At 71.7% G+C, this 23,159-nt stretch carries 18 protein-coding genes; 13 read left to right on the forward strand and 5 right to left on the reverse strand.

Features of this window, described 5'->3' with window-relative positions; translation table 11 throughout:
* Positions 1 to 5: 5 nt before the first annotated feature.
* The gene (locus ACF08N_RS20445) at positions 6 to 1,397 is read left to right on the forward strand and encodes a sensor histidine kinase (protein ID WP_392326045.1); all 1,392 of its coding nucleotides are present in this window, start codon (positions 6 to 8) and stop codon (positions 1,395 to 1,397) included.
* Positions 1,398 to 1,455: 58 nt separating this feature from the next.
* Here ACF08N_RS20445 and ACF08N_RS20450 read toward each other — a convergent pair whose 3' ends face one another.
* Positions 1,456 to 2,454, reverse strand: a complete 999-nt coding sequence (locus ACF08N_RS20450) for a TAXI family TRAP transporter solute-binding subunit (protein WP_392326263.1) — start codon at positions 2,452 to 2,454, stop codon at positions 1,456 to 1,458.
* 125 nt (positions 2,455 to 2,579) lie between these two features.
* Here ACF08N_RS20450 and miaB point away from each other — a divergent pair, with 125 nt between their 5' ends.
* Positions 2,580 to 4,070 (forward strand): tRNA (N6-isopentenyl adenosine(37)-C2)-methylthiotransferase MiaB, encoded by a 1,491-nt coding sequence (miaB, locus tag ACF08N_RS20455; RefSeq protein ID WP_392326046.1) that lies wholly within the window; start codon positions 2,580 to 2,582, stop codon positions 4,068 to 4,070.
* A 244-nt stretch (positions 4,071 to 4,314) separates the two neighbouring features.
* Positions 4,315 to 5,022 carry a class III extradiol dioxygenase subunit B-like domain-containing protein gene (locus tag ACF08N_RS20460; RefSeq protein WP_392326047.1) on the forward strand — a complete coding sequence of 236 codons (708 nt, stop codon included), beginning with the start codon at positions 4,315 to 4,317 and terminating at the stop codon, positions 5,020 to 5,022.
* 64 nt (positions 5,023 to 5,086) lie between these two features.
* On the opposite strand, the gene ACF08N_RS20465 is transcribed toward ACF08N_RS20460, so the two are convergent.
* Both ACF08N_RS20465 and ACF08N_RS20470 read right to left on the reverse strand, forming a co-directional pair.
* Positions 5,087 to 5,335, reverse strand: a complete 249-nt coding sequence (locus ACF08N_RS20465) for an antitoxin (protein ID WP_392326048.1) — start codon at positions 5,333 to 5,335, stop codon at positions 5,087 to 5,089.
* A 33-nt stretch (positions 5,336 to 5,368) separates the two neighbouring features.
* Positions 5,369 to 5,605 carry a gliding motility protein gene (locus ACF08N_RS20470; RefSeq protein ID WP_392326049.1) on the reverse strand — a complete coding sequence of 79 codons (237 nt, stop codon included), beginning with the start codon at positions 5,603 to 5,605 and terminating at the stop codon, positions 5,369 to 5,371.
* A 181-nt stretch (positions 5,606 to 5,786) separates the two neighbouring features.
* Here ACF08N_RS20470 and miaA point away from each other — a divergent pair, with 181 nt between their 5' ends.
* The 6 genes from miaA to hflX all read left to right on the forward strand — a co-directional run bounded on the left by miaA (position 5,787) and on the right by hflX (position 13,822).
* Positions 5,787 to 6,725, forward strand: a complete 939-nt coding sequence (gene miaA, locus ACF08N_RS20475; RefSeq protein WP_392326050.1) for a tRNA (adenosine(37)-N6)-dimethylallyltransferase MiaA — start codon at positions 5,787 to 5,789, stop codon at positions 6,723 to 6,725.
* Between the two features lie 106 nt (positions 6,726 to 6,831).
* A complete protein-coding gene (locus ACF08N_RS20480) occupies positions 6,832 to 7,272 on the forward strand; it encodes a hypothetical protein (RefSeq protein WP_392326264.1) in 441 nt (146 codons plus the stop codon).
* Positions 7,273 to 7,476: 204 nt separating this feature from the next.
* Positions 7,477 to 8,391: a diaminopimelate epimerase gene (gene dapF, locus ACF08N_RS20485; RefSeq protein ID WP_392326051.1), complete on the forward strand. Its 915-nt coding sequence runs from the start codon at positions 7,477 to 7,479 to the stop codon at positions 8,389 to 8,391.
* 138 nt (positions 8,392 to 8,529) lie between these two features.
* Positions 8,530 to 10,608 carry a RelA/SpoT family protein gene (locus tag ACF08N_RS20490; RefSeq protein WP_392326052.1) on the forward strand — a complete coding sequence of 693 codons (2,079 nt, stop codon included), beginning with the start codon at positions 8,530 to 8,532 and terminating at the stop codon, positions 10,606 to 10,608.
* Between the two features lie 76 nt (positions 10,609 to 10,684).
* Positions 10,685 to 12,148 carry a M1 family metallopeptidase gene (locus ACF08N_RS20495; protein WP_392326053.1) on the forward strand — a complete coding sequence of 488 codons (1,464 nt, stop codon included), beginning with the start codon at positions 10,685 to 10,687 and terminating at the stop codon, positions 12,146 to 12,148.
* A gap of 183 nt (positions 12,149 to 12,331) precedes the next feature.
* Positions 12,332 to 13,822, forward strand: coding sequence for a GTPase HflX (hflX, locus tag ACF08N_RS20500; protein WP_392326054.1), 1,491 nt, complete (start codon positions 12,332 to 12,334; stop codon positions 13,820 to 13,822).
* An 88-nt stretch (positions 13,823 to 13,910) separates the two neighbouring features.
* On the opposite strand, the gene ACF08N_RS20505 is transcribed toward hflX, so the two are convergent.
* On the reverse strand, positions 13,911 to 15,083 hold the full coding sequence (locus tag ACF08N_RS20505; RefSeq protein WP_392326055.1) for a trypsin-like serine peptidase: 1,173 nt from the start codon (positions 15,081 to 15,083) through the stop codon (positions 13,911 to 13,913).
* Between the two features lie 317 nt (positions 15,084 to 15,400).
* Positions 15,401 to 16,576 carry a trypsin-like serine peptidase gene (locus ACF08N_RS20510; RefSeq protein ID WP_392326056.1) on the reverse strand — a complete coding sequence of 392 codons (1,176 nt, stop codon included), beginning with the start codon at positions 16,574 to 16,576 and terminating at the stop codon, positions 15,401 to 15,403.
* A 333-nt stretch (positions 16,577 to 16,909) separates the two neighbouring features.
* Between ACF08N_RS20510 and ACF08N_RS20515 the strand changes: the two genes are divergently transcribed.
* The 4 genes from ACF08N_RS20515 to ACF08N_RS20530 all read left to right on the forward strand — a co-directional run bounded on the left by ACF08N_RS20515 (position 16,910) and on the right by ACF08N_RS20530 (position 23,133).
* Positions 16,910 to 18,283 carry a diaminobutyrate--2-oxoglutarate transaminase family protein gene (locus ACF08N_RS20515; protein ID WP_392326057.1) on the forward strand — a complete coding sequence of 458 codons (1,374 nt, stop codon included), beginning with the start codon at positions 16,910 to 16,912 and terminating at the stop codon, positions 18,281 to 18,283.
* Between the two features lie 35 nt (positions 18,284 to 18,318).
* The gene (locus tag ACF08N_RS20520) at positions 18,319 to 20,277 is read left to right on the forward strand and encodes an IucA/IucC family protein (protein ID WP_392326058.1); all 1,959 of its coding nucleotides are present in this window, start codon (positions 18,319 to 18,321) and stop codon (positions 20,275 to 20,277) included.
* 67 nt (positions 20,278 to 20,344) lie between these two features.
* Complete coding sequence (locus ACF08N_RS20525) at positions 20,345 to 21,106, forward strand: GNAT family N-acetyltransferase (RefSeq protein WP_392326059.1); 762 nt, start codon at positions 20,345 to 20,347, stop codon at positions 21,104 to 21,106.
* A 266-nt stretch (positions 21,107 to 21,372) separates the two neighbouring features.
* Positions 21,373 to 23,133: an IucA/IucC family protein gene (locus ACF08N_RS20530; protein WP_392326265.1), complete on the forward strand. Its 1,761-nt coding sequence runs from the start codon at positions 21,373 to 21,375 to the stop codon at positions 23,131 to 23,133.
* Positions 23,134 to 23,159 lie beyond the last annotated feature (26 nt).

The raw sequence follows: 23,159 nt of genomic DNA on the forward strand, positions 1-23,159 counted from the left end.
TCCCGTTGCGTACCCGACTGCTCCCGCTGCTCATCGTGCTCATGGCCGGTGTGCTGCTCGCGCTCGGCTTCCCGCTGGCCGTGAGCGTCGCCGCCGCGCAGCAGCAGCGGGTCGTCGTCGACCGGATCGACGACACCGTGCGCTTCGCGGCGCTGGCCCAGTTCGTCACGGGGCCGTCGGTGATGGACGAACGCCGCTCCACCCTCCAGGAGCAGCTCGACCGCTACCACGACACGTACGGCATCCGGGCGGGCGTCTTCTACCGCGAGATGAACTCCATGGCCCGCGCGCCGCAGAACTGGACGCTCCCGGGGGAGGGCGAGGGGCACAAGGCCTTCGAGGAGGCGCTCTCCGGCCGGCGCAGCCAGGACCCGCCGCAGGTCTGGCCCTGGCAGCGGGGCGAGCGCCTGATCGTCGCCTCGCCGGTCGTCCGGGACGGCGACGTCGTCGCCGTCGTGTTCACCGACTCGCCCACGGGTCAGCTGCGTTCACTTGTCCTGCGGGGCTGGCTGCTCATCGCGGCCGGGGAGAGCGCCGCGATGCTCCTGGCCGTGGGCGCCGCGTTCCGGCTCACCGGCTGGGTGCTGCGGCCCGTACGGGTCCTGGACGCGGCCACGCACGACATCGCCACCGGCCGGATGAACTCGCGGGTCGCCGCAGCGGGCGGCCCGCCGGAACTCAGGCGGCTGGCCCGCTCCTTCAACGAGATGGCCGACAACGTCGAGGAAGTCCTCGAACAGCAGCGGGCGTTCGTCGCCGACGCGTCCCATCAGTTGCGCAACCCCCTGGCCGCCCTGCTGCTGCGCATCGAGCTCCTGGCGCTGGAGCTGCCGGCCGGCAACGAGGAGATCGCCTCGGTGCGCACCGAGGGAAAGCGTCTCGCCCAGGTGCTCGACGACCTTCTCGACCTCGCCCTGGCCGAGCACGCCGCCGCGGACCTCCGGCTGACCGACATCGGCGAGCTGGCGGCGGAACGGGTCGCCGCGTGGCGGCCGCTGGCGGAGGAGAAGGGCGTCCTGCTGGGCGGGGACACGGCGCCGGTCACCGCGTGGGCGGACCCGGTCGCGCTCTCCAGCGCCCTCGACGCGGTGATCGACAACGCCCTGAAGTTCACCCCGCGCGGGGAGTCGGTCACCGTCGACGTCGCGTCGACGGGCGCCGCGTCCACGATCGTCGTGGCGGACGGCGGGCCGGGGCTGACGGACGAGGAGCTCTCCCGCATCGGCGACCGCTTCTGGCGCAGCGGCCGCCATCAGAACGTGAAGGGGTCGGGCCTCGGGCTCTCCATCGCCCGCGCCCTGCTGGTGGCGGGTGACGGCTCGATCGACTACTCCCGCAACGAGCCGCACGGGCTGTGTGTGACGGTGACGGTGCCGCGTACGCCCCCCGGCGGGTGAGGCCCGGCGCGGTGTGCCCGCGGATCCGACGGCCGGGATGTCCCGGGCCGGACAAGCCCTACGGCTTGGCCGACCGGTAGTAGCGCCGAGCGCCCTCGTGCAGCGGCAGCGGGGCCGTGTAGACCGCGGTCCGCAGATCCACCAGCTGGGCCGGGTGCACCGTGTTGCCGATGTGGTCGCGGCTGTCGATCACCGTCCGCGTGAAGCCCTCCGTCATCGCCGCGTCCGTCCGTTCCGTGGTCACGAGGAGGTTCGCGACGGCGACGGTGGGGACGGGCGTACCGCCCTGCGCCTGGAGATACGCGTCCGCCGGCATCACCGCGGAGCGGTAGTAGCTGGTCGTGTCACCGGCGGCGTGCAGTTTGTCGACGAGCTCCGGTTCGAGCGGGACCAGCCGGATGTCGAACCGCTCGGACAGTTCCTGGACGGTGTTCGTGGGCAGGCCGCCCGACCAGAAGAACGCGTCGAGGCTGCCGTTCTCCAGCCGCCCCGGCATGGTGTCTATCCCGGCGGGGACGGGAGTGATGTCCCGCCGCGGATCCAGGTCCGCCGCGGTCATCAGCCGGTCGGCGACGAGCCGGACCCCCGACCCCTGCTGGCCGACGCCCACGACCTTGCCCCGCAGATCCCGCACCGACGAAATCGGCGACTTCTCCGGCACGATCAGGTGGACGTAGTCGTCGTAGAGCCGCGCGCATCCGCGCAGCCGGTCGGCGCCCGGCAGGCCCTGCCGCTTGTACGTGGCCACCGCGTCGGCCGTGGCGATGGTGAAGTCCGCCTCGCCGGACGCCACGCGCGCGAGGTTCTGCTGAGAGCCCTCGCTCGTGATCAGGTCGATCTCCACATCGGGCATGTCCTTGGCCAGCGCCTGCTCCAGCAGCACGCCGTACCGCTGGTAGACACCGCTGCGCGACCCGGTGCTGAAGGTGAGCTCCCCGCTGGGCGACGTCTTCCCGAACGGCAGCAGCCACCAGAGCAGCAGCCCGAAGGCGACAAGGGCGGCCGCCGAGCCCGCGAGGGCACGTCGGCGGCTGAGGTGGAGACCGGCCGGGAACATGGCGCGATCCTGCCAGCTCACCGGCCGTACTGGCCAGGCCCCTCCGCGGCGGACCGGTCCCCTCCACGCAGCGGCGTCACGGCAGGGGCGTGGCGGCCCGGGGACCCCGTACCCTGGTTGGCGCGATGAGTGCGAAAACTTACGAGGTGCGCACCTACGGGTGCCAGATGAACGTCCACGACTCCGAGCGGCTGTCGGGCCTGCTGGAGGACGCCGGTTACGTCCGCGCGCCCGAGGGCGCCGACGGTGACGCCGATGTCGTCGTCTTCAACACCTGCGCGGTGCGGGAGAACGCCGACAACAAGCTCTACGGCAATCTCGGCCGCCTCGCGCCGATGAAGGCCAGGCGTCCGGGGATGCAGATCGCCGTCGGCGGCTGCCTCGCGCAGAAGGACCGCGACACCATCGTCACGAAGGCGCCGTGGGTCGACGTCGTCTTCGGCACGCACAACATCGGCAAGCTCCCGGTGCTGCTGGAGCGCGCCCGCGTCCAGGAAGAGGCGCAGGTCGAGATCGCCGAGTCGCTGGAGGCGTTCCCCTCGACGCTGCCGACCCGCCGCGAGTCCGCGTACGCCGCCTGGGTCTCGATCTCGGTCGGCTGCAACAACACCTGCACCTTCTGCATCGTCCCCGCGCTGCGCGGCAAGGAGAAGGACCGCAGGCCCGGCGACATCCTGGCGGAGATCGAGGCACTCGTCGCAGAGGGCGTCTCCGAGATCACCCTGCTCGGCCAGAACGTCAACGCGTACGGCTCCGACATCGGCGACCGCGAGGCCTTCAGCAAGCTGCTGCGCGCCTGCGGGAAGATCGAGGGCCTGGAGCGGGTCCGGTTCACCTCACCGCACCCGCGCGACTTCACCGACGACGTCATCGCGGCCATGGCCGAGACGCCGAACGTGATGCCGCAGCTCCACATGCCGCTGCAGTCGGGGTCGGACACGATCCTCAAGGCGATGCGCCGCTCGTACCGGCAGGAGCGTTTCCTCGGGATCATCGAGAAGGTGCGCGCCGCGATTCCGCACGCCGCCATCTCCACCGACATCATCGTGGGCTTCCCCGGTGAGACCGAGGAGGACTTCGAGCAGACGATGCACACCGTGCGCGAGGCCCGCTTCGCCAACGCCTTCACCTTCCAGTACTCCAAGCGCCCCGGCACTCCCGCGGCGACCATGGAGGGCCAGATCCCCAAGGAGGTCGTCCAGGAGCGCTACATGCGCCTGGTCGCCCTGCAGGAGGAGATCTCCTGGGAGGAGAACAAGAAGCAGGTCGGCCGCACGCTGGAGGTCATGGTCGCCGAGGGCGAGGGCCGCAAGGACGGAGCCACGCACCGGCTCTCGGGCCGTGCCCCCGACAACCGCCTCGTGCACTTCACCAAGCCGGACACCGAGGTGCGCCCCGGTGACGTCGTCACGGTCGAGATCACGTACGCAGCCCCGCACCACCTGCTGGCGGAGGGCGCGGTGACGGCCGTACGCCGCACCCGCGCGGGCGACGCGTGGGCGAAGCGCAACGCCGCCGAGGCGGCGAAGCCGGCCGGTGTGATGCTCGGCCTGCCGAAGATCGGCGCCCCGGAACCGCTGCCCGCGGCGTCGGCGCCGGGCTGCGGCTGCGACTGAGCCGGTCTGCGGCGCTCGGCTTCGTGCCGGGGTGCGTGGATGTGCCCGGGGGCGCGGTTCGCGGGTGATCCCGGGCCGCCGTCGGACGTCGTCCGTGGCTTGACCGCGGGTCGGACCGCAGGGGGCGCGGCCCGCGTGGGGTGTGCGGCAGGGCCGCGGCCCTGGCAGGGGGCCTCCCGCGAGCGCCGCCTCGCACGGTGCGGTCGCCGACCGGGTCGCACGGCCACGCATTAGGCTGCGGATCATGCTTGTCGCCGCCGCCGTGTGCCCCTGCCCGCCGCTCCTGGTGCCCGGCATCGCCGCCGGAGCCGCACCCGAACTCGACGCCGCCCGAGACGCGTGTTCCGACGCCGTGGGGGTGCTCGCCGCCGCCAGGCCCGACCTGCTGCTCGTGGTCGGGCCCGCCATCGAGGCCCAGAGCGGCCCGTACCCGGCCGGCACGCGCGGCTCCTTCCGGAGCTTCGGCGAGGACCTGACCGTACGCCTGGGGGAGGGCCCCGAGCAGGAGCGGCAGCTGCCCCCGTCGCTCTCCGTGGCGGCATGGCTGCTGGAGCGTGCGCACTGGGCGGCCTCTCCGGTCGAGGGCCTCGGCGTGGACGAGCGGCTCGCCGGCGACCGGTGCGCCGCCGCCGGCCGTGAGGGCGCCGCGCGGAGCGGGCGGATCGCGATGCTGGTGATGGGCGACGGGAGCGCCTGCCGGACGATCAAGGCCCCGGGCTACCTCGACGCCCGCGCGGAGGGCTTCGACCGGGAGGCCGCGCGGGCGCTGGGCGCGGCGGACGCCGAGGCGCTGATGGCGTTGGACGGGGCGCTGGCCGAGGAACTCAAGGCCGCCGGCCGGGCGCCCTGGCAGGTGCTCGCCGGGGCAGCGGAGGGCGCGGGGCTGGAGGGGCGTCTGCTGTACGAGGACGCGCCGTACGGGGTGGGCTACTTCGTCGCGACCTGGTCCTGACCAGCACGAGCGCGTCGTGCCGACGGCCGCGGAGCACGCGCTCCGCGGCCGTCGGCCGTTCGCCTCAGGCTGCCGGCGGCGTCGTGCCGGGGCCCTTGTTCTCGTCGCGGTGCGCGATGCGGCCCAGGGCCTCCTTGGCCTTGCCTGTACCCGTCTCGATCTTGCTGCTGTACTTGCCCTTGGTCTTGTCGTCGACCTTCTTGGCGGCCCGGTCCAGGCCCTGCCCGATCCTGCCCTCGTGCTGCTGGGCCAGGTCGGTCACCTTGTCCTTGGCCGGGGCGAGCTTGGCCTTCACGGTGTCCAGGAAGCCCATGGTTCACCTTCCCTCGTCATCCCTTGTCGGGGACTACTTACGGGCGCCTTCTCCGGCCTCGCTGTCCGCCGCCTCCTCGACGGACTGCTGCTTCGGGATGTCCACCCCGGTGGCGGCCGTGTCCTCACCGAACGTGTCGTCGGCACCGGTTTCGGAGTCGGACGGGGCGCCGGCCGGAGGCTCTGTCGCCACGGCGGCGACGGGGGCCTCCTGGTCCGACGCCTCGGCGGTCGCCGCAGGCTTACCGCGGAACCATGAAAAAACGCCCATATCTGCTCCATAGCGTACTCGTGGGTGCGAAATTCCGCGCCGCCCGGAGCGTCCCATTGCGCCGCTCGCGGGTACCGGTCCGAAACCGGCGTCCGGAACCTCGCAACAGGCAACGACCCCCGGCCCCTGCCGTCACCTCGCTCGTTCGGGGAGCGGCCCCGGGGTTTGCGAGACTGGGGCGGTGAGAAGTGCAGCTCCCGCACCGCGGGTCATCGCCGTCGTCGGTCCCACAGCGGCCGGAAAGTCCGATCTGGGGGTTTTCCTGGCCCAGCGACTCGACGGCGAAGTCGTCAACGCCGACTCCATGCAGCTCTACCGCGGGATGGACATCGGCACCGCCAAGCTGACGACCGAGGAGCGCGCCGGTGTCCCGCACCGCCTGCTCGACATCTGGGACGTCACCGAGACGGCGAGCGTCGCCGAGTACCAGCGGCTCGCCAGGGCGGAGATCGACCGGCTGCTCGCCGAGGGCCGCACACCCGTCCTCGTGGGCGGCTCCGGGCTGTACGTACGCGGGGCGATCGACGCCCTCGAATTCCCCGGCACCGACCCGGAGATCCGCGCCCGGCTGGAGGAGGAGCTGACCGTGCGCGGCCCCGGGGCACTCCACGCACGTCTCGCCGCGGCCGACCCGGAGGCGGGCCGGGCGATCCTGCCGAGCAACGGACGGCGCATCGTGAGGGCCCTCGAGGTCATCGAGATCACGGGCAGGCCCTTCACGGCCAACCTGCCCGGGCACGACTCCGTGTACGACACCGTGCAGATCGGCGTCGACGTCGAGCGCCCCGAACTCGACGAGCGGATCGCCCTGCGCGTGGACCGCATGTGGGAGGCGGGGCTCGTCGACGAGGTGCGCGCCCTGGAGGCGCAGGGGCTGCGCGAGGGACGCACCGCGTCCCGAGCCCTCGGCTACCAGCAGGTGCTCTCCGCTCTCGCGGGGGAGTGCACCGAACCCGAGGCACGCGCGGAGACCGTGCGCGCCACGAAACGCTTCGCACGCCGCCAGGACTCCTGGTTCCGGCGCGACCCGAGGGTGCACTGGCTCAGCGGCGCGGCCGAGGACCGGGTGGAACTTCCGCAGCGTGCCCTGGCGTTGATCGAACGAGCGGTCACAGCCTGATCACGTGATGGCATCGGGACGCTCCGCCCGTCATTTCGGCCACCTGGAGCGTGCCATCATCGAGCATCGATCGACAGCTGAGTCCGAGTTGGGAGGGCGCGTGGCGATGGAGGCCGGCCCTCGCGACACCGAGCGGGAGCGCCGAGATGCCGCGGAAGGCACCTCGGGGCTGAGCCCGGACGGTCCCGACGAGCAGGACGTGCTCACCGACGAGGTCGAGGTGGAGCTCCGTCCGCAGCGGCGCCTGCGCATCTGGCAGCTCGCCCCGATCGTGGCGCTCGCCGCCGTCGGCTCGCTGATGTTCGCCTTCCCGCTCGCCTTCGGCACGGGAGACGGCGGCGCGGTCGTCGCCATGCTCGGGCTGCTGATCAGCTGCTGCGCGGCCGGCTGGGGCGTGATGGCGGCCCGCCGCGTCGGCCACACCTGGCCCGGCCTGCCCGTCCGGGGCTCCGGCGAGCGCCCCGACTGGCGCGTCATCGCCCTCTACGTCGGCGTGGGCGCGGTCCTCGTCGCGCTCGCGGTCTGGCGGGTCGCCCGCCTGCGCTGAGCGCGGGGCCCGGCACCGGCAGCACCCGTCCACGTACCGTGCCGGGCGGCGCACCGGCAGTACCAGCGCCTACCGCGGGGACCGGGCGTCGGCGGCACCCGCCCTACCGCGCGTGGCCGTCGGCAGCACCCGCACCACCTACCGCGCGGGCGCAGCCCGCCCCCGCTCCCTCCGGGCGTCCTGCTGTCGGAGCGCCCTCGTACGATGGTGGACGTGACCACTTCGCAGACCTCGCCCATCCCCTTCCTCAAGGGCCACGGCACCGAGAACGACTTCGTGATCGTCCCGGACCCGGACAATGCCGTCGACCTGCCCGCGGCCGCTGTCGCCAGGCTGTGCGACCGCCGCGCCGGCATCGGCGGGGACGGACTGCTGCACGTCGTCCGCTCGGCGGCCCACCCCGAGGCGAGGGCCATGGCGGACGAGGCCGAGTGGTTCATGGACTACCGCAACGCCGACGGCTCGATCGCCGAGATGTGCGGAAACGGCGTCCGGGTCTTCGCCCGCTACCTCCAGCGCGTCGGCCATGCCGAGGCCGGAGACATCGCCGTGGCGACCCGTGGCGGCGTCAAGAGGGTCCACATCGCCAAGGCGGCGGCAGGCACCGGCGCGGACTCGGGTGACATCACCGTCTCCATGGGGCGCGCGCTGCTCCCCGAGGACGGCGTGACGGTCACGGTCGGCGACCGCAGCTGGCCCGCGAGGAACGTGAACATGGGCAACCCCCACGCGGTCGCCTTCGTCGAGGAGCTGGACCACGCGGGGAACCTGTACTCGGTGCCCTCGTTCAGCCCGGCCTCGGTCTACCCGGACGGGGTGAACGTGGAGTTCGTCGCCGACCGCGGCGAGCGCCATGTCGCCATGCGTGTGTACGAGCGCGGGTCCGGCGAGACCCGCTCCTGCGGCACGGGCGCGTGCGCGGTCGCCGTCGCGGCGGCCCGCAGGGACGGCGTGGCCCCCTCCGTCACCGGCACCCCCGTCGCGTACACCGTGGACCTGCCCGGCGGCCGTCTCGTCATCACCGAGCACCCCGACGGCGAGATCGAGATGACCGGCCCGGCCGTGATCGTTGCCGAGGGATACATCGAGCCCGCCTTCCTCGAAACCGTGACCACCTAGAGCTTCGCTCGAATGGGTGATCCGTTTCACGCTGAGCGAGAGCGGGACTGCGCCACGTGGTGGGCTCGGTAGCATCAAGCACCGGCCCGGAGGCACGATCTGACCTTCCACCGCCGGTCGATGCAGCCGGAGGTGCCCATGAGTGCAGAGGCCGCCAACCCTGGTGCCCACAGTCGCAGGCGCGGCCGTCCCCGGATCGACCTCCGCCGCCTCGGCCGCGCCGCTCTGCTGGGCCCCGCCGGCCGTGACCGTCTTCCCGACGCGATCAGCCATGTCGTCGACGCACACCGCGCACACCACCCGGACGCCGATCTCGCCCAGTTGCACAAGGCATACGTACTGGCGGAGTCGTCCCACCGCGGCCAGTTCCGCAAGAGCGGCGAGCCGTACATCACCCATCCGCTCGCCGTCACCCTCATCCTCGCCGAACTGGGCGCCGAGACCACCACGTTGACCGCCTCCCTGCTCCACGACACGGTCGAGGACACCGAGGTGACGCTGGAACAGGTGAAGGCCGAGTTCGGCGCCGAGGTCGCCTACCTCGTCGACGGCGTCACCAAACTCGAGAAAGTCGACTACGGCGCCGCCGCCGAACCCGAGACCTTCCGCAAGATGCTCGTCGCCACCGGCAACGACGTCCGCGTGATGTCGATCAAGCTCGCCGACCGGCTCCACAACATGCGCACCCTCGGCGTCATGCGCCCCGAGAAGCAGGCCCGCATCGCCAAGGTCACCCGCGACGTCCTCATCCCCCTCGCCGAGCGGCTCGGTGTGCAGGCCCTGAAGAGCGAACTGGAGGATCTGGTCTTCGCGATCCTCCACCCGGAGGAGTACGAGCGCACCCGCGCCCTCATCGCCGAGAACGCCACCGCCTGCAACGCGCTCGCCGCCATCGCGGAGGACTTCCGGACCGTGCTGCGCGACGCCGGCATCACCGCCGAAGTCCTCATCAGGCCCCGGCACTTCGTCTCCGTGCACCGTGTCTGCCTCAAGCGGTCCGAGTTGCGCAGCACCGACTTCGGGCGCCTGCTCGTCCTCGTCGCCGAGGACGCCGACTGCTACGGGGTGCTCGGCGAGCTCCACACCTGCTTCACCCCGGTGGTCTCCGAGTTCAAGGACTTCATCGCCGCGCCCAAGTTCAACCTGTACCAATCGCTGCACACCGCCGTCGCGGGCCCCGACGGCGCCGTCGCCGAAGTCCTCATCCGCACCCACCAGATGCACCGGGTCGCCGAGGCCGGGGTGGTCGCGCTCGGCAATCCGTACGTGCCGACCGACGGTGCGGAGCCGCTCGACGGCGAGCACGCCGACCCCACCAGACCGGGCTGGCTGTCCCGGCTCCTCGAATGGCAGCAGTCCACCCCCGACCCGGACACCTTCTGGACCTCCCTGCGCGCGGACCTGGCGCAGGACAAGGAGATCACCGTCTTCCGGGCCGACGGCCGGGCGCTCGGCCTGCCCGCCGGAGCCACGTGCGTCGACGCGGCCTACGCCCAGTACGGCGAGGAGGCGCACACCTGCATCGGCGCCCGCGTCAACGGCCGCCTGGCCACCCTGAGCACTCAGCTCAACGACGGCGACACCGTGCACGTCCTGCTCGCCCAGGACGCCTCGTCCGGGCCGTCACCGGACTGGCTCGACCACGCCCGCACCCCGGCCGCACGGATCGCCATCAGCAGCTGGCTGGAGGCCCACCCCGAGGGTGTGAGCGCCCAGGCGGTCGCTCCCCGGCATCCCACGCCGCGCGCGGCCGACCGGCAGGCCTCGACGAACGCCGTAGTCGACCTCCCCGACGCGACCGTACGGCTCGCCGGCTGCTGTACGCCCGTACCGCCCGACGACGTCACCGGCTTCGCGGTACGCGGGGGAGCCGTGACCGTTCATCGCGTCCAATGCGCCGCGGTGGCGCGCATGGAGGGCCTCGGGCGTGCCCGGGTGGCCGTGCGCTGGGGCGATGCCGGCGAGTGCCGGGTCACGCTGGTCGCCGAATCGTTCGGCCGGCCCCGTCTGCTCGCCGATCTCACCGAGGTCATCGCCGGCGAGGGCGCGGCCATCGTCTCGGCCACCGTCGAGCCGCCCAGCCAGCAGCGGGTGAGGCACACGTACACCCTCCAACTTCCCGACGCCGCCGGGCTTCCCGCCCTGATGCGCGCCATGCGCGACGTCCCCGGGGTGTACGACGTGAGCAGGACCCAGCATCCGGCCTCGGCCGACTGACCTCGTTCGGGTGGGGACGGAACCGCCGGTCGCGCGCCGCCGCGGCCGTCCCGCGGCGTCCTGGTAGCGGTAGGGCATGCTGCACACTCCCCGACGCCGACTGCGTGCCGTACTGCTGGCCGCAGCATCGGCCACCCTCGTCGCCGCGACGCTGCCCGAACCCACCGCGCTCGGGATCGGCGACCCGCTCTTCCCCCGGCTGGGCAACCCCGGCTACGACGTCATCGAATACGACATCGCCCTCACGTACGAGGGCAGCAACACCAAACCCCTGGACGCCGTCACCAAGATCGACGCCTGGGCGCACCGGCGCCTCGGCCGCGTCAACCTCGACTTCACCCATGGCACGGTCCGCTCGGTCGAGGTCAACGGCAGCCCCGCCGAGTTCGCCTCCGCAGGTGAGGACCTCGTCATCGAGCCCTCCACGGCCGTCGCCGCCGGATCGCGCATGCAGATCACCGTCACCCACACCAGTGACCCGCGCGGGCCCAAGGGCGCCGGCGGATGGGTGCGCACCGCCGACGGACTGGTGATGGCGAACCAGGCGGACGCGGCCCATCGTGTCTTCCCCTCCAACGACCACCCGGCGGACAAGGCGTTCTTCGTCTTCCGCGTCACCACCCCCAAGAACCTGACCGCTGTCGCCAACGGACGGCGTGTGGCGCATTCCTGGAACGGCTCGCGCGCCTCCTGGATCTACCGGACCGCCCATCCCATGGCGACCGAACTCGCCCAGGTCGCCATCGGGCGCTCCGCCGTCGTCGAGCGGCAGGGCCCGCACGGACTGCCCATCCGCGACGTCGTCCCCGCCGCGGACAAGGCGAAGCTCGAACCGTGGCTGAAGAAGACCCCCGGCCATGTGCAGTGGATGGAGGACAAGGTCGGCGCCTACCCCTTCGAGACGTACGGCGTCCTGGTCGCCGACGCCGACACCGGGTTCGCGCTGGAGACGCAGACGCTCTCGCTCTTCGAGCGCTCCATGTTCACCAACGCCGCCTCCTCGAAGTGGTACGTCGACTCGGTGATGGTCCACGAACTGGCCCACCAATGGTTCGGCAACAGCGTCTCGCCCCGCACCTGGTCCGACCTGTGGCTGAACGAGGGCCACGCCACCTGGTACGAGGCCCTGTACGCCGAGGAGAAGGCAAAGCAGCCGCTGGCCGAACGGATGCGGCAGGCCTACGCCCGCTCCGACAGCTGGCGAACCGCCGGCGGACCGCCCGCCGCCCCCAAGGCACCGGCGGCCGGGCAGCAGCTCAGCCTGTTCCGGCCTGTGGTCTACGACGGCAGCGCCCTCGTCCTGTACGCCCTGCGGCAGACGATCGGCGCGGCAGCCTTCGAACGGCTGGAGCGCGAGTGGGTCTCCGAGCACCGGGACTCCACGGCGAGCACGGAGGACTTCACCCAGCTCGCATCCCGGGTCGCGGGGCGTGACCTGAGCGGCTTCTTCCAGGGCTGGCTGTACGGGAAGAAGACACCGGCCATGCCGGGTCACCCGGACTGGCGCAGCCAGGCCCCGAAGGCGCCCGCCGCCCGCTGAAAACCGGGGTGACGGCCCTGGCGGGCCCGTGGGACCATCGACGGGTCGGCGACGCTGCCGGGCCCGGACATCCCCCCAGGGGAATCTTCCGGGGCCGTCACACGTTGTGACTAGCGAAACAAGGGCATAAACCGTGTGGGCACGCCGTCCGCATCCGCTCTTTCCATCGACGTTAAGGATCCAATGACCTCCTCTTCATCCCCTTCCCAGGACAAGCAGAGCTTCGCGGAGACGCGCACCGAGAGCCTTCGGGCCGATGCCCTGATGGAAGAGGACGTCGCCTGGAGCTACGAGATCGACACCGAGCGGGACGGCGATCAGTTCGACCGCTCCGAGCGGGCCGCTCTGCGGCGTGTGGCGGGCCTCTCCACCGAGCTCGAAGACGTCACCGAGGTCGAGTACCGACAGCTGCGCCTGGAGCGCGTCGTGCTGGTCGGCGTGTGGACCTCGGGGACCGTGCAGGACGCCGAGAACTCCCTCGCGGAGCTCGCGGCGCTCGCCGAGACCGCGGGCGCCCTGGTGCTCGACGGAGTCATCCAGCGGCGCGACAAGCCGGACCCGGCCACCTACATCGGATCGGGCAAGGCGAGCGAGCTGCGCGACATCGTGCTCGAGACCGGAGCCGACACCGTGGTCTGCGACGGTGAACTCAGCCCCGGCCAGCTCATCCACCTCGAGGACGTCGTCAAGGTCAAGGTGGTCGACCGCACCGCCCTGATCCTGGACATCTTCGCCCAGCACGCCAAGTCCCGAGAGGGCAAGGCGCAGGTCGCCCTCGCGCAGATGCAGTACATGCTGCCGAGGCTGCGCGGCTGGGGTCAGTCGCTGTCCCGGCAGATGGGTGGCGGCGGCGGTGGCGGCATGGCCACCCGTGGTCCCGGTGAGACCAAGATCGAGACGGACCGGCGACGGATCCGCGAGAAGATGGCGAAGATGCGCCGGGAGATCGCGGAGATGAAGACGGGCCGCGAGATCAAGCGCCAGGAGCGCCGCCGCAACAAGGTGCCCTCGGTCGCCATCGCCGGCTACACCAACGCCGGTAAGTCGTCGCTGCTCAACCGCCTCACCGGCGCCGGTGTCCTGGTGGAGAACGCGCTGTTCGCCACTCTGGACCCGACCGTCCGCCGGGCCGAGACCCCGAGCGGCCGGCTCTACACCCTCGCCGACACCGTCGGATTCGTACGGCATCTGCCGCACCACCTGGTCGAGGCGTTCCGCTCCACGATGGAGGAGGTCGGCGACTCCGACCTGATCCTGCACGTGGTGGACGGTTCGCATCCGGCTCCGGAGGAGCAGCTGGCGGCCGTGCGCGAGGTGGTCCGCGACGTGGGCGCGGTGGACGTGCCCGAGATCGTGGTGATCAACAAGGCGGACGCGGCCGACCCGCTGGTGCTGCAGCGGCTGCTGCGCATCGAGCGGCACGCCATCGCGGTCTCGGCGCGCACCGGTTCGGGCATCGGGCAGCTCCTGGAGCTGATCGACGCCGAGCTGCCGCGCCCCGAGGTCGAGATCGAGGCGCTCGTCCCCTACACCCGGGGCGGGCTGGTCTCTCGCGTGCACGCCGAGGGCGAGGTCCTCTCCGAGGAGCACACCACGGAGGGCACCCTGCTCAAGGGCCGGGTCCACGAGGAGCTGGCCTCCGCACTGGCCCCGTACGTCCCGGCGGCGCACTGACGCCGGACAGCGACCGCAGAAGAAGCGGAAGGCCCGCCTCCCCTCGGGGAGGCGGGCCTTCCGCGTTGTCCGCCGCGCACGGACGGGCCTACTGGCCCGCGAACTTGTCGCTCATCATCGTGTAGATCTGCTGCGCTCCCCGGTCCAGCCGCGGTCCGGCCAGCCAGCCCGAGGTGACCGGGCCGATCGACGTGTTCGAGACGAGCACCGTCTTGCCGCCGGGCTGCTTGACGAACCAGCCGCCACCCGAGGAACCGCCCGTCATGGTGCAGCCGATGCGCCACATCGTGGGCGTGCCCGGAGCGATGGAGAGCCGGCCGGGCCGGTCCAGGCACTTGTGCATGATCGCCCCGTTGTACGGCGGCGCCGCCGGGTAACCCCACGCGCCCATCGTGCCGATGCTCCTGGCCTCGGGGGCCTCGAAGTCGACGTCGAGCGCGGCGCCCACCGTCTCCTCCAGCGACTTGGAGCCCCGCTCGGGCTTCACATGCATCACGGCGTAGTCGTAGGGGGCGCCGGTGCCGCCCGTCGGGCCGCCCTGGTCGATCCACTCGCCCGAGGTCGCGACCCAGTCCGCCCAGTAGACGCCGTACGGGGCGATTTCCTGCGGCTGTGCGTTCTCCAGCGCGGCGGGCGACTTGCCCTTGTCGTTGTAGGCCGGGACGAAGGCGATGTTGCGGTACCAGCCGCCTGCCTGGCCGGCGTGCACGCAGTGCCCGGCGGTCCAGACGAGGTTCGACCGACCCGGGTTCTTCGGGTCCTTGACGACCGTCGCCGAACAGACCATCGAGCCCTCGGGAGCGTCGAAGAACACCTTGCCGACCGGTGCGGCGTGCTTGTGGTAGGGCTTCTTCTCCTCCAGAGCCTGCACCGGGCGCGGCTCCGGGTCGGTGACGTCCTGGTCACCGGAGAGGTCACCCGCGGAGAGCGTCTTCGCCGGCGCCTTGGCCGTCGTCATCCGCTCGGGCTTCCACAGACCCTCGATCACCGGGTTGACGAAGTCCTTGGCCTCACGGAGCCACTTGTCCTTCTCCCAGTTCTTCCACTCGCCGTTCTTCCACTCGTCCAGGTCGACACCGTGCTCCTTGAGCTTGTCGGCCAGGTCGGCGGGCAGTGCGGCGTCTGCGCCGTTGTCTGCGCCTGCCGCGGACGCGGCGGGCTTGTCGGCAGCCTTGTCCTCGCCGGGACCGCAGGCGGTCGCCGTCAGCGCGAGTGCTGAGACGAGGCCGGCGGCAGCCAGCAGCGGACGTATGGATCGCATGGAAACGATTCCCCCTGAAGTGCTTGCGAAATGTGCCATGAAGCGGTGCACCGGCGCCTGATGCGACACGCGGGCGGCAAATGCGCGAGCGGTTGCCATGAGCGTGTCATGCAAAGGGGCGGCCTTCCGGGGCCGCCTCGGGTGCGGCACCACTCTAAGCCGGGGCGGGAGCGCGCAGTTGAGGGCGGTCGGCAATTACACGGAGTCTCCACGTGACGAGCAAGGGGCGCCCGGCCTCCGGCCGAACGCCCCTGTCCGTCACGGGACTGCTGCTCCGTCACACGACCGTCGGTCACGCGCGGGCATCAGCTGCCGGCCTACTGGCCCGCGAACTTCTTGCTGACCGCCTGGTAGACACCCTCGGCCTCCTTGCCGAGCCGCGGCCCCGCCAGCCAGCCGGCCGTCACCGGGCCGATGGAGGTGTTGGACACCAGCGCAGGCCGGCCGTCCTGGCCCTCGGCCACCCAGCCGCCGCCGGAGGAACCACCGGTCATCGTGCAGCCGATGCGGTACATCGTCGGCTCCTCGGCCTTCAGCGAGAGCCGGCCCGGCTTGTCGGCGCACTGGAACAGCTTCTGGCCGTCGTACGGCGGAGCCGCCGGGTAACCGGTCGCCGTCATGCTCGAGATGTCCGGCACGGCCGGGGCGTTGAAGTCGACCGGCAGCGCGGCGCCGACGGTCTCCTCGAGCGACTTGCCCGTGCTGCCCTTCTCCGGCGTGACGTGGATGACGGCGAAGTCGTACGGCGCACCCTGGCCACCGGTCGCCGCGCCCTGGGCGATCCACTGCTCGGACGTCTGCGCCCAGTCACCCCACCACACGCCGTACGGCGCGATCTCCTCCTTCGGAGCCTTCTCCAGCTCCGAGGTGGCCAGGGCGCTGTCGTTGTACGACGGGACGAAGGCGATGTTGCGGTACCAGCCGCCGCTCTTGCCGGCGTGGACGCAGTGCCCGGCGGTCCACACCATGTTCGACTTGCCGGGGTTGGCCGGGTCCTTCACCACGGTCGCGGAGCACACCATCGAGCCCTGCGGGCCGTCGAAGAAGACCTTGCCCGCCTCCGCGGCGCTCGCGTGGTACGGCGCCTTCACCGGAACGGCGTCGACCGGCTTCGGCGTCGGGTCGGTGACACCCTCGTCACCCGAGATGTCCGGGTCGACGGGCTTCGGGGGCGGCTTCTCGGCATCGCGCATGCGATCCGGATCCCACAGGTCCTCGATGATCGGGTTGACGAAGTCCTTGGCCTCACGGAGCCACTTGTCCTTGTCCCAGTTCTTCCACTCGCCGTTCTTCCACTTGTCCAGGTCGATCCCGCGCTCCTTGAGCCGCTCCTTGAGATCGTCCGGAATAGTGATCTTGTCGTCGGCGGTCTGGCCGGCCGACGCACTCGGCTTGTCGCCCGCGGTGTCCTCGCTCGGACCGCAGGCGGTGGCAGCCAACGCCAGCACGGCGGCAAGGGACGCCGCTGCCAGCGTCGGGCGAATGGGTCGCATCTCGTGATCCCCCTGGGACTTCGGTGCTGCTGTTCTGTCTGAACTGAGCCGCGTTTCGGCTGTGTAGGTGCTTCCGGCGGCGGACGAGTCCGCTGCCGTCCCGGCGGAGTTCACCTCCGGGGTGCGGCCCCCCACTATGCCGGTGCCGAAGGGGACGGCGTGCACCAGGTCCGCGGTTCCGCCCGCGCAAGGATCTTCCGTCCGGCCGTGATCCCCGGCGCGTCGCGTCGTTGGTACGGGCGGGGACACGGGGGCGGCTCAACGCCGAGCGGTCGCAGGGCCGGAGCCGTACCCATGGGAGACGCAACCGTGACAGCGGGAGGACCAACAGCCGTGGCCGTGACCGAACCTGCCCCGACCGCCCCGGCCGCCGCCCACGAGGGCATCCTGCGCCGGCAGTCGCTCCGCGAATCGGCCGCCCGGACCTACGCGCGCTCGCTGCCCATCGTGCCCGTACGCGCGCGCGGGCTGACGATCGAGGGCGCCGACGGCCGCCGCTACCTCGACTGTCTCTCCGGAGCGGGCACCCTCGCCCTCGGGCACAACCACCCCGTCGTCCTCGAAGCCATCAGGAAAGTCCTCGACTCCGGGGCGCCGCTGCACATCCTGGACCTGGCCACACCCGTCAAGGACGCCTTCACCACCGAGCTGTTCGCCACTCTCCCGCCGCAGTTGGCCGCCGACGCCCGGATCCAGTTCTGCGGTCCGGCGGGCACCGACGCCGTGGAGGCGGCACTCAAACTGGTCCGCACCGCCACCGGCCGCAACGGAATCCTCGCCTTCACCGGCGCGTACCACGGCATGACGGCGGGCGCCCTCGACGCATCGGGCGGCGCCACCGACGTCCGCGTGACACGACTGCCCTACCCGCACGACTACCGCTGCCCCTTCGGCATCGGTGGCGAACGCGGCTCCGAACTCGCCGCACGCTGGACGGAGAACCTCCTCGACGACCCCAAGGGCGGTGCGCCGGCCCCAGCCGGAATGATCCTCGAACCGGTGCAGGGCGAAGGCGGGGTGATCCCCGCCCCCGACGAGTGGCTGCGGCGGATGCGCCGCATCACCGCCGTCCGTTCCATCCCGCTGATCGCCGACGAGGTGCAGACCGGAGTGGGGCGCACCGGCACGTTCTGGGCCGTCGAGCACAGCGGGATCGTGCCCGATGTGATGGTGATGTCCAAGGCCATCGGCGGCTCCCTCCCGCTCGCCGTCATCGTCTACCGGTCCGAACTCGACATCTGGCAACCGGGGGCACACGCCGGCACGTTCCGCGGCAACCAGCTCGCGATGGCGGCCGGAGCGGCCACCCTCGCGTACGTGCGCGAGAACCGCCTCGCCGACCGGGCCGCCACGCTCGGCGCCCGCATGCTGGCCCGGCTGCAGGGCCTCGCCACCGCCCACCCCTGTATCGGAGACGTACGGGGCCGGGGCCTGATGATCGGCGTGGAGCTCGTCGATCCCGACTCCACCGCCCCCGACGCACTCGTCCCCCCACCTGCTCCCCAACTGGCCGCGGCCGTCCAGCGGGAGTGCCTGAACCGCGGCCTCATCGTCGAACTCGGCGGACGCCACTCCGCCGTCGTCCGCCTCCTGCCTCCTCTCACGATCACCGATGAACAGGCCGTGGCCGTCCTCGACCGCTTCGCGGACGCACTGGCCGCCGCAGGACGCTCCACCCCACACCGCGCCGACAGCGGGCAGTACTGACCCCGGACCCGGACCCCGTCACAAGGAAGCCCTCCGTGAACCCCAATCCCGCACCCGAAGTGCCCGAGGCCCACGGCCGCCCCACCGCCGCGCACCGCCCCCACGGCGCGATGAGCGGACCGCTCACGGCCGAGGCGGCGACGGTGCCGCGCCAGCAGACGGGGGGCCTCGACGACGAAACCCTGACCTCGGTCCGCCGCGTGACCACGACCCCCGAAGTGACCACGATCCCTCACGTGGCCACCACTCCCGAAGCGACCACGACCCCCGAAGCGGCGGACCGGCTCGACGATCCGGATCCACGCCGCGCGGCCGATGCCGCCGCGATCGAGAACCTGCTCCGCTGCTGGGTACGCGAGAACAACCTCGGCGAACCCGACGGCACCACCCTGCGCATCCCGCTTCACGGCAGCGGAACCGCGCTACTCGTCCCCGTCCGCTACTGGTCACCCACCGGCTGGCACCGATTCGGCCTGCCGACCCTGGAATCCGGCCCGCGCGACGCCCCCACCACCGACGCGGTGACCGTCGCCGCCCTCCTCGGCCGGGAAGCAGGCGGCGCCGAAGGGGCCGACCTCGTGGGCCGCGTAGCGGATTCCGTCCGGCGCACCGCCCAGTTCATCGCTCACCGGCGCCGGCACCCCACCGCACCCGAGCACGCGGACCTCTTCCTCGACGCCGAGCAGTCCCTGCTGCTCGGCCACCCGCTCCACCCCACGCCGAAGAGCCGCGAGGGACTCTCCGACGCCGAAGCCCGGCTCTACTCACCGGAGTTGCACGGCTCCTTCCCACTGCACTGGTGGGCAGTCGATCGCTCCGTCCTCGCAAGCGACTCGGCCTGGACCGAGCAGGGCCGCACACTCGCCGCCGAACAGCTCACCTCCCGCCTCGCCGGTGACCTCCGGCTCCCTGCCGACCGCGTGGCGCTGCCCCTGCACCCCTGGCAGGCACGCGACCTCCGGCACCGGCCCGCCGTGGCCGCCCTCCTGGACGCCGGCCTGCTCCGCGATCTCGGTCCGAACGGAGACCCCTGGCACCCCACGTCCTCGGTCCGCACCGTGCACCGCCCCGGCGCACCCGCGATGCTCAAGCTCTCCCTCGGCCTGCGCATCACCAACTCCTGCCGGGAGAACCTCCGCAAGGAACTCCACCGAGGCGTGGAGGTCCACCGGCTGCTCCGCACCGGACTCGCGGCCCAGTGGCGGGCGGCCCACCCCGGATTCGACATCGTGCGCGACCCGGCATGGCTCGCCGTCGACACGCCCGACGGAGAACCGGTCCCCGGACTCGACGTCATGCTGCGCCACAACCCCTTCCACCACAGCGACGACGCCGTCTGCATCGCAGCCCTGACCTCCCCTCGGCCCTGGCCCGGGCGCACCGGCACGCACTCGCGCCTGTCCGTCACGGTCGAGCGTCTCGCCGCCCGGACGGGCCGGCCGGTCCCCGCTGTCGCGGCGGAGTGGTTCCTGCGCTACCTGGACCACGTCGTACGCCCCGTGCTCTGGCTCGACGCCACCGCGGGCATCGCCCTCGAAGCGCACCAGCAGAACACGCTGGTCCTCCTCGACCCCGACGGCTGGCCGACAGGAGGCCGCTACCGGGACAACCAGGGCTACTACTTCCGCCACTCCCGCCGGGCCGAACTCGAGCGCCGCCTCCCGGGAATCGGTGCCGACAGCGACACGTTCGTCGCCGACTCCGTGACGGACGAGCGCTTCGCGTACTACCTCGGCATCAACAACGTGCTCGGCCTGATCGGCGCCTTCGGAGCACAGCGCCTCGCCGACGAACGCGTCCTCCTCGCCGCCTTCCGGCGGTTCCTGGCTGCCCATTCCTCCCTCGGCTCGCCGCTGCCCGCCCTGCTGCTCGAAGCCTCGACCCTGCGGTCCAAGGCCAACCTGCTCACCCGCCTCCGCGGCCTCGACGAACTCGTCGGTCCCGTCGACACCCAGTCCGTCTACGTCACCATCGCCAACCCGCTCGTTTCCTGAACGACGTGCGGATCAGCGCACGCCGAAGACCGTGACGACGTCCGAACGACGAGAGGAGCCCGTCGCCGTGCCTCGCCCCGAAGCCGCGACCGACCCGGGTACGGAAGAGGCGTCCCCGCCCGGCTCGAGCCCGGAGGACACCCTCGACCTGCGGCTGCCCGACGATTTCCTCGCGCTCTTCCACAAGGACGCCGACGGCGGCGCCACTCCCGCGCACAGGGTTCCCGCCGCGGCTCAGGAGCCATGGGACACGTCCGGGGACCTGTTGGACGCACCCGGTGACTGGGGGCCGGTGCGCACCCCCGCCGGTGAGTTCCAGCTGGTCCCCGTACGCCTGGAGCGGGATCTCTCCTTGATCACCCGCTGGATGAACGATCCGGCCGTTGCCGCCTTCTGGGACCTGGCCGGACCCGAGTCCGTCACCGCCGGGCACCTGCGCGCCCAGTGCGAGGGAGACGGCCGCAGCATCCCCTGTCTCGGCGTACTCGACGGCAGACCCATGAGCTACTTCGAGATCTACCGTGCCGACCTCGACCCCCTGGCCCGCCACTACCCGGCCCGCCCGCACGACACGGGAATCCATCTCCTTCTCGGCGGCGTCACCGATCGCGGACGAGGGCTGGGCTCCGTGCTCCTCAGAGCCGTTTCCGACCTCGTACTCGCCCGGCGTCCCCGCTGCGCACGCGTCGTCGCCGAGCCCGATCTGCGCAACACCCCTTCCGTAGCCGCATTCCTCAGCGCCGGCTTCCGCTTCTTCGCCGAAATCGACCTGCCCGACAAGCGTGCCGCGCTCATGGTCCGCGATCGCCGCCTGCGGAACGTGCTGTGAACAGCTCGCTGCCTTACATACACCGCTCGAACCTCATCGGTTCCACTCGAGGAGTCCCCGTGCCGAAGCCCCCTGCCAGCCACGGCTCCACCGCGTCGACCGACCCCACCGCCCCGACCGATACCTGCGACGCCGACGCAGGACACGACGGTGCCGACGCCCGCGCCGTCACCGCCGGACCGGCGCCGCTGTCGAGCCCTCTGTGCCTGCCGCCCGGCCTCGACCGCGACAACTGGGAACGGGCCGCCGGCCGACTCCTGGCCAAGATGCTCGGTGAGTTCGCCTACGAGGAGATCATCGAGCCGAGAATGGCCGAACCGCCCGCCGACCCGGTCGGCCTCCACGGCAGCGCTCACCCCGCCGACCTCGCACGCCCCGCACCGAGCCGCCGCTATGTCCTCACGGTCGGGGACGCGGGAGACCTGACCTTCCTGGCGCGGCGCGGCGCCTACGGAAGCTGGCGCGTGGATGCAGGTTCCGTCGCATGGGACGGGGAGCCCTTCTCCGACCCGCTCGCCTTCCTCGCCCGGGCGAAGGACACCCTCGCCCTCGACGGAGCGACCCTCGGCCATCTGCTGCGCGAACTCTCCCTGACCCTCACCGCGGACACCGCGCTCGACCACACCGCGGCGACCGCCGCCGCGCTGGCCGACCTCGGCTACGCCGAACTCGAGGGGCACCAGACCGGACACCCGTGGCTGGTCCTCAACAAGGGCCGCATCGGCTTCTCCGCAGTCGACTCGGCCCTGTGGTCACCCGAGGCACGCCGTCCCGCCGCTCTGCCGTGGATCGCGGTCAGCTCCGCACTCGCCCGGTACCGGGGTGTCTCCCGACTCGCCTCCCCGGACGATCTCTACCGCCACGAGCTGGACGACTCCGTGCGCGCGGCCTTCGACGACGCCCTGCGCGCGAGAGGACTGGACCCGGCGGCGTACCTCTTCCTCCCCGTACACCCGTGGCAGTGGGACGAGGTGCTGCTGCCCCTGTACGCACCGGCCATCGCACGGAAGGACATCGTGCCGCTGGCCGCGGACGGAGATCTCCGGCTGCCGCAGCAGTCCATCCGCACGTTCGTGAACGTGGACCGCCCGGACCGGCACATGGTCAAACTGCCGCTGTCCGTCCTCAACACCCTGGTGTGGCGCGGCCTGCCCACGGAACGCACCCTCGCCGCCCCGGCCGTCACCGCCTGGGTGCACGGCCTGCGGGACGCCGACCCGTTCCTCCGGGACGAATGCCGGGTGATCCTCCTGGGCGAGGTCGCCTCGGTCACCGTCGAGCATCCTCTGTACGACCGCCTCGACGACGTGCCCTACCAGTACAAGGAACTTCTCGGCGCGATCTGGCGCGAACCGCTCCAGCCCCGCCTGGACCCGGGCGAGCGGGCCCGGACCCTCGCCTCACTGCTCCACACCGACCCGCAGGGCCGCGCTTTCGCCGCCGAGCTGGTCGAGCGGTCGGGGCTCGCCCCGGAGGTCTGGCTCCAGCGGCTGTTCGCCGCTCTCCTGCCGCCGCTGCTGCATTTCCTCTACCGCTACGGCACGGTCTTCTCCCCGCACGGTGAGAACGCGATCGTCGTCTACGACGAACACGACGTCCCGGTGCGGCTGGCGATCAAGGACTTCGTCGACGACGTCAACATCAGCGCCCGGCCGCTGCCCGAGCACACCTCGATGCCCGACGACGTCCGGCGGATCCTGCTGACCGAGGAACCGGGGTTTCTCACCCAGTTCATTCATGCAGGTCTGTTCGTGGGGGTCTTCCGCTATCTCGCGCCGATCTTCGAGGATCAGCTGGGAGTCGCCGAGCGCGAGTTCTTCTCACTCGTACGGGCGGAGATCCTCCGGTATCAGGGCCGCTTCCCCGACCTCAAGGAGCGTTACGAGCTGTTCGATCTGCTCACGGAACGTATCGATCGGCTGTGCCTGAACCGCAACAGGCTCCACCTCGACGGCTACCGTGACCGGCCCGAGCGCCCTCACGCGGCGGTGCACGGCACCGTCCCCAACCCGCTCGCCGTGGCTTGATGGGCCCGATGGGTGAACCCGGTGTC

The organism is Streptomyces sp. NPDC015127 (genome assembly GCF_043080095.1).
In the GTDB taxonomy this organism is placed as follows: domain Bacteria; phylum Actinomycetota; class Actinomycetes; order Streptomycetales; family Streptomycetaceae; genus Streptomyces.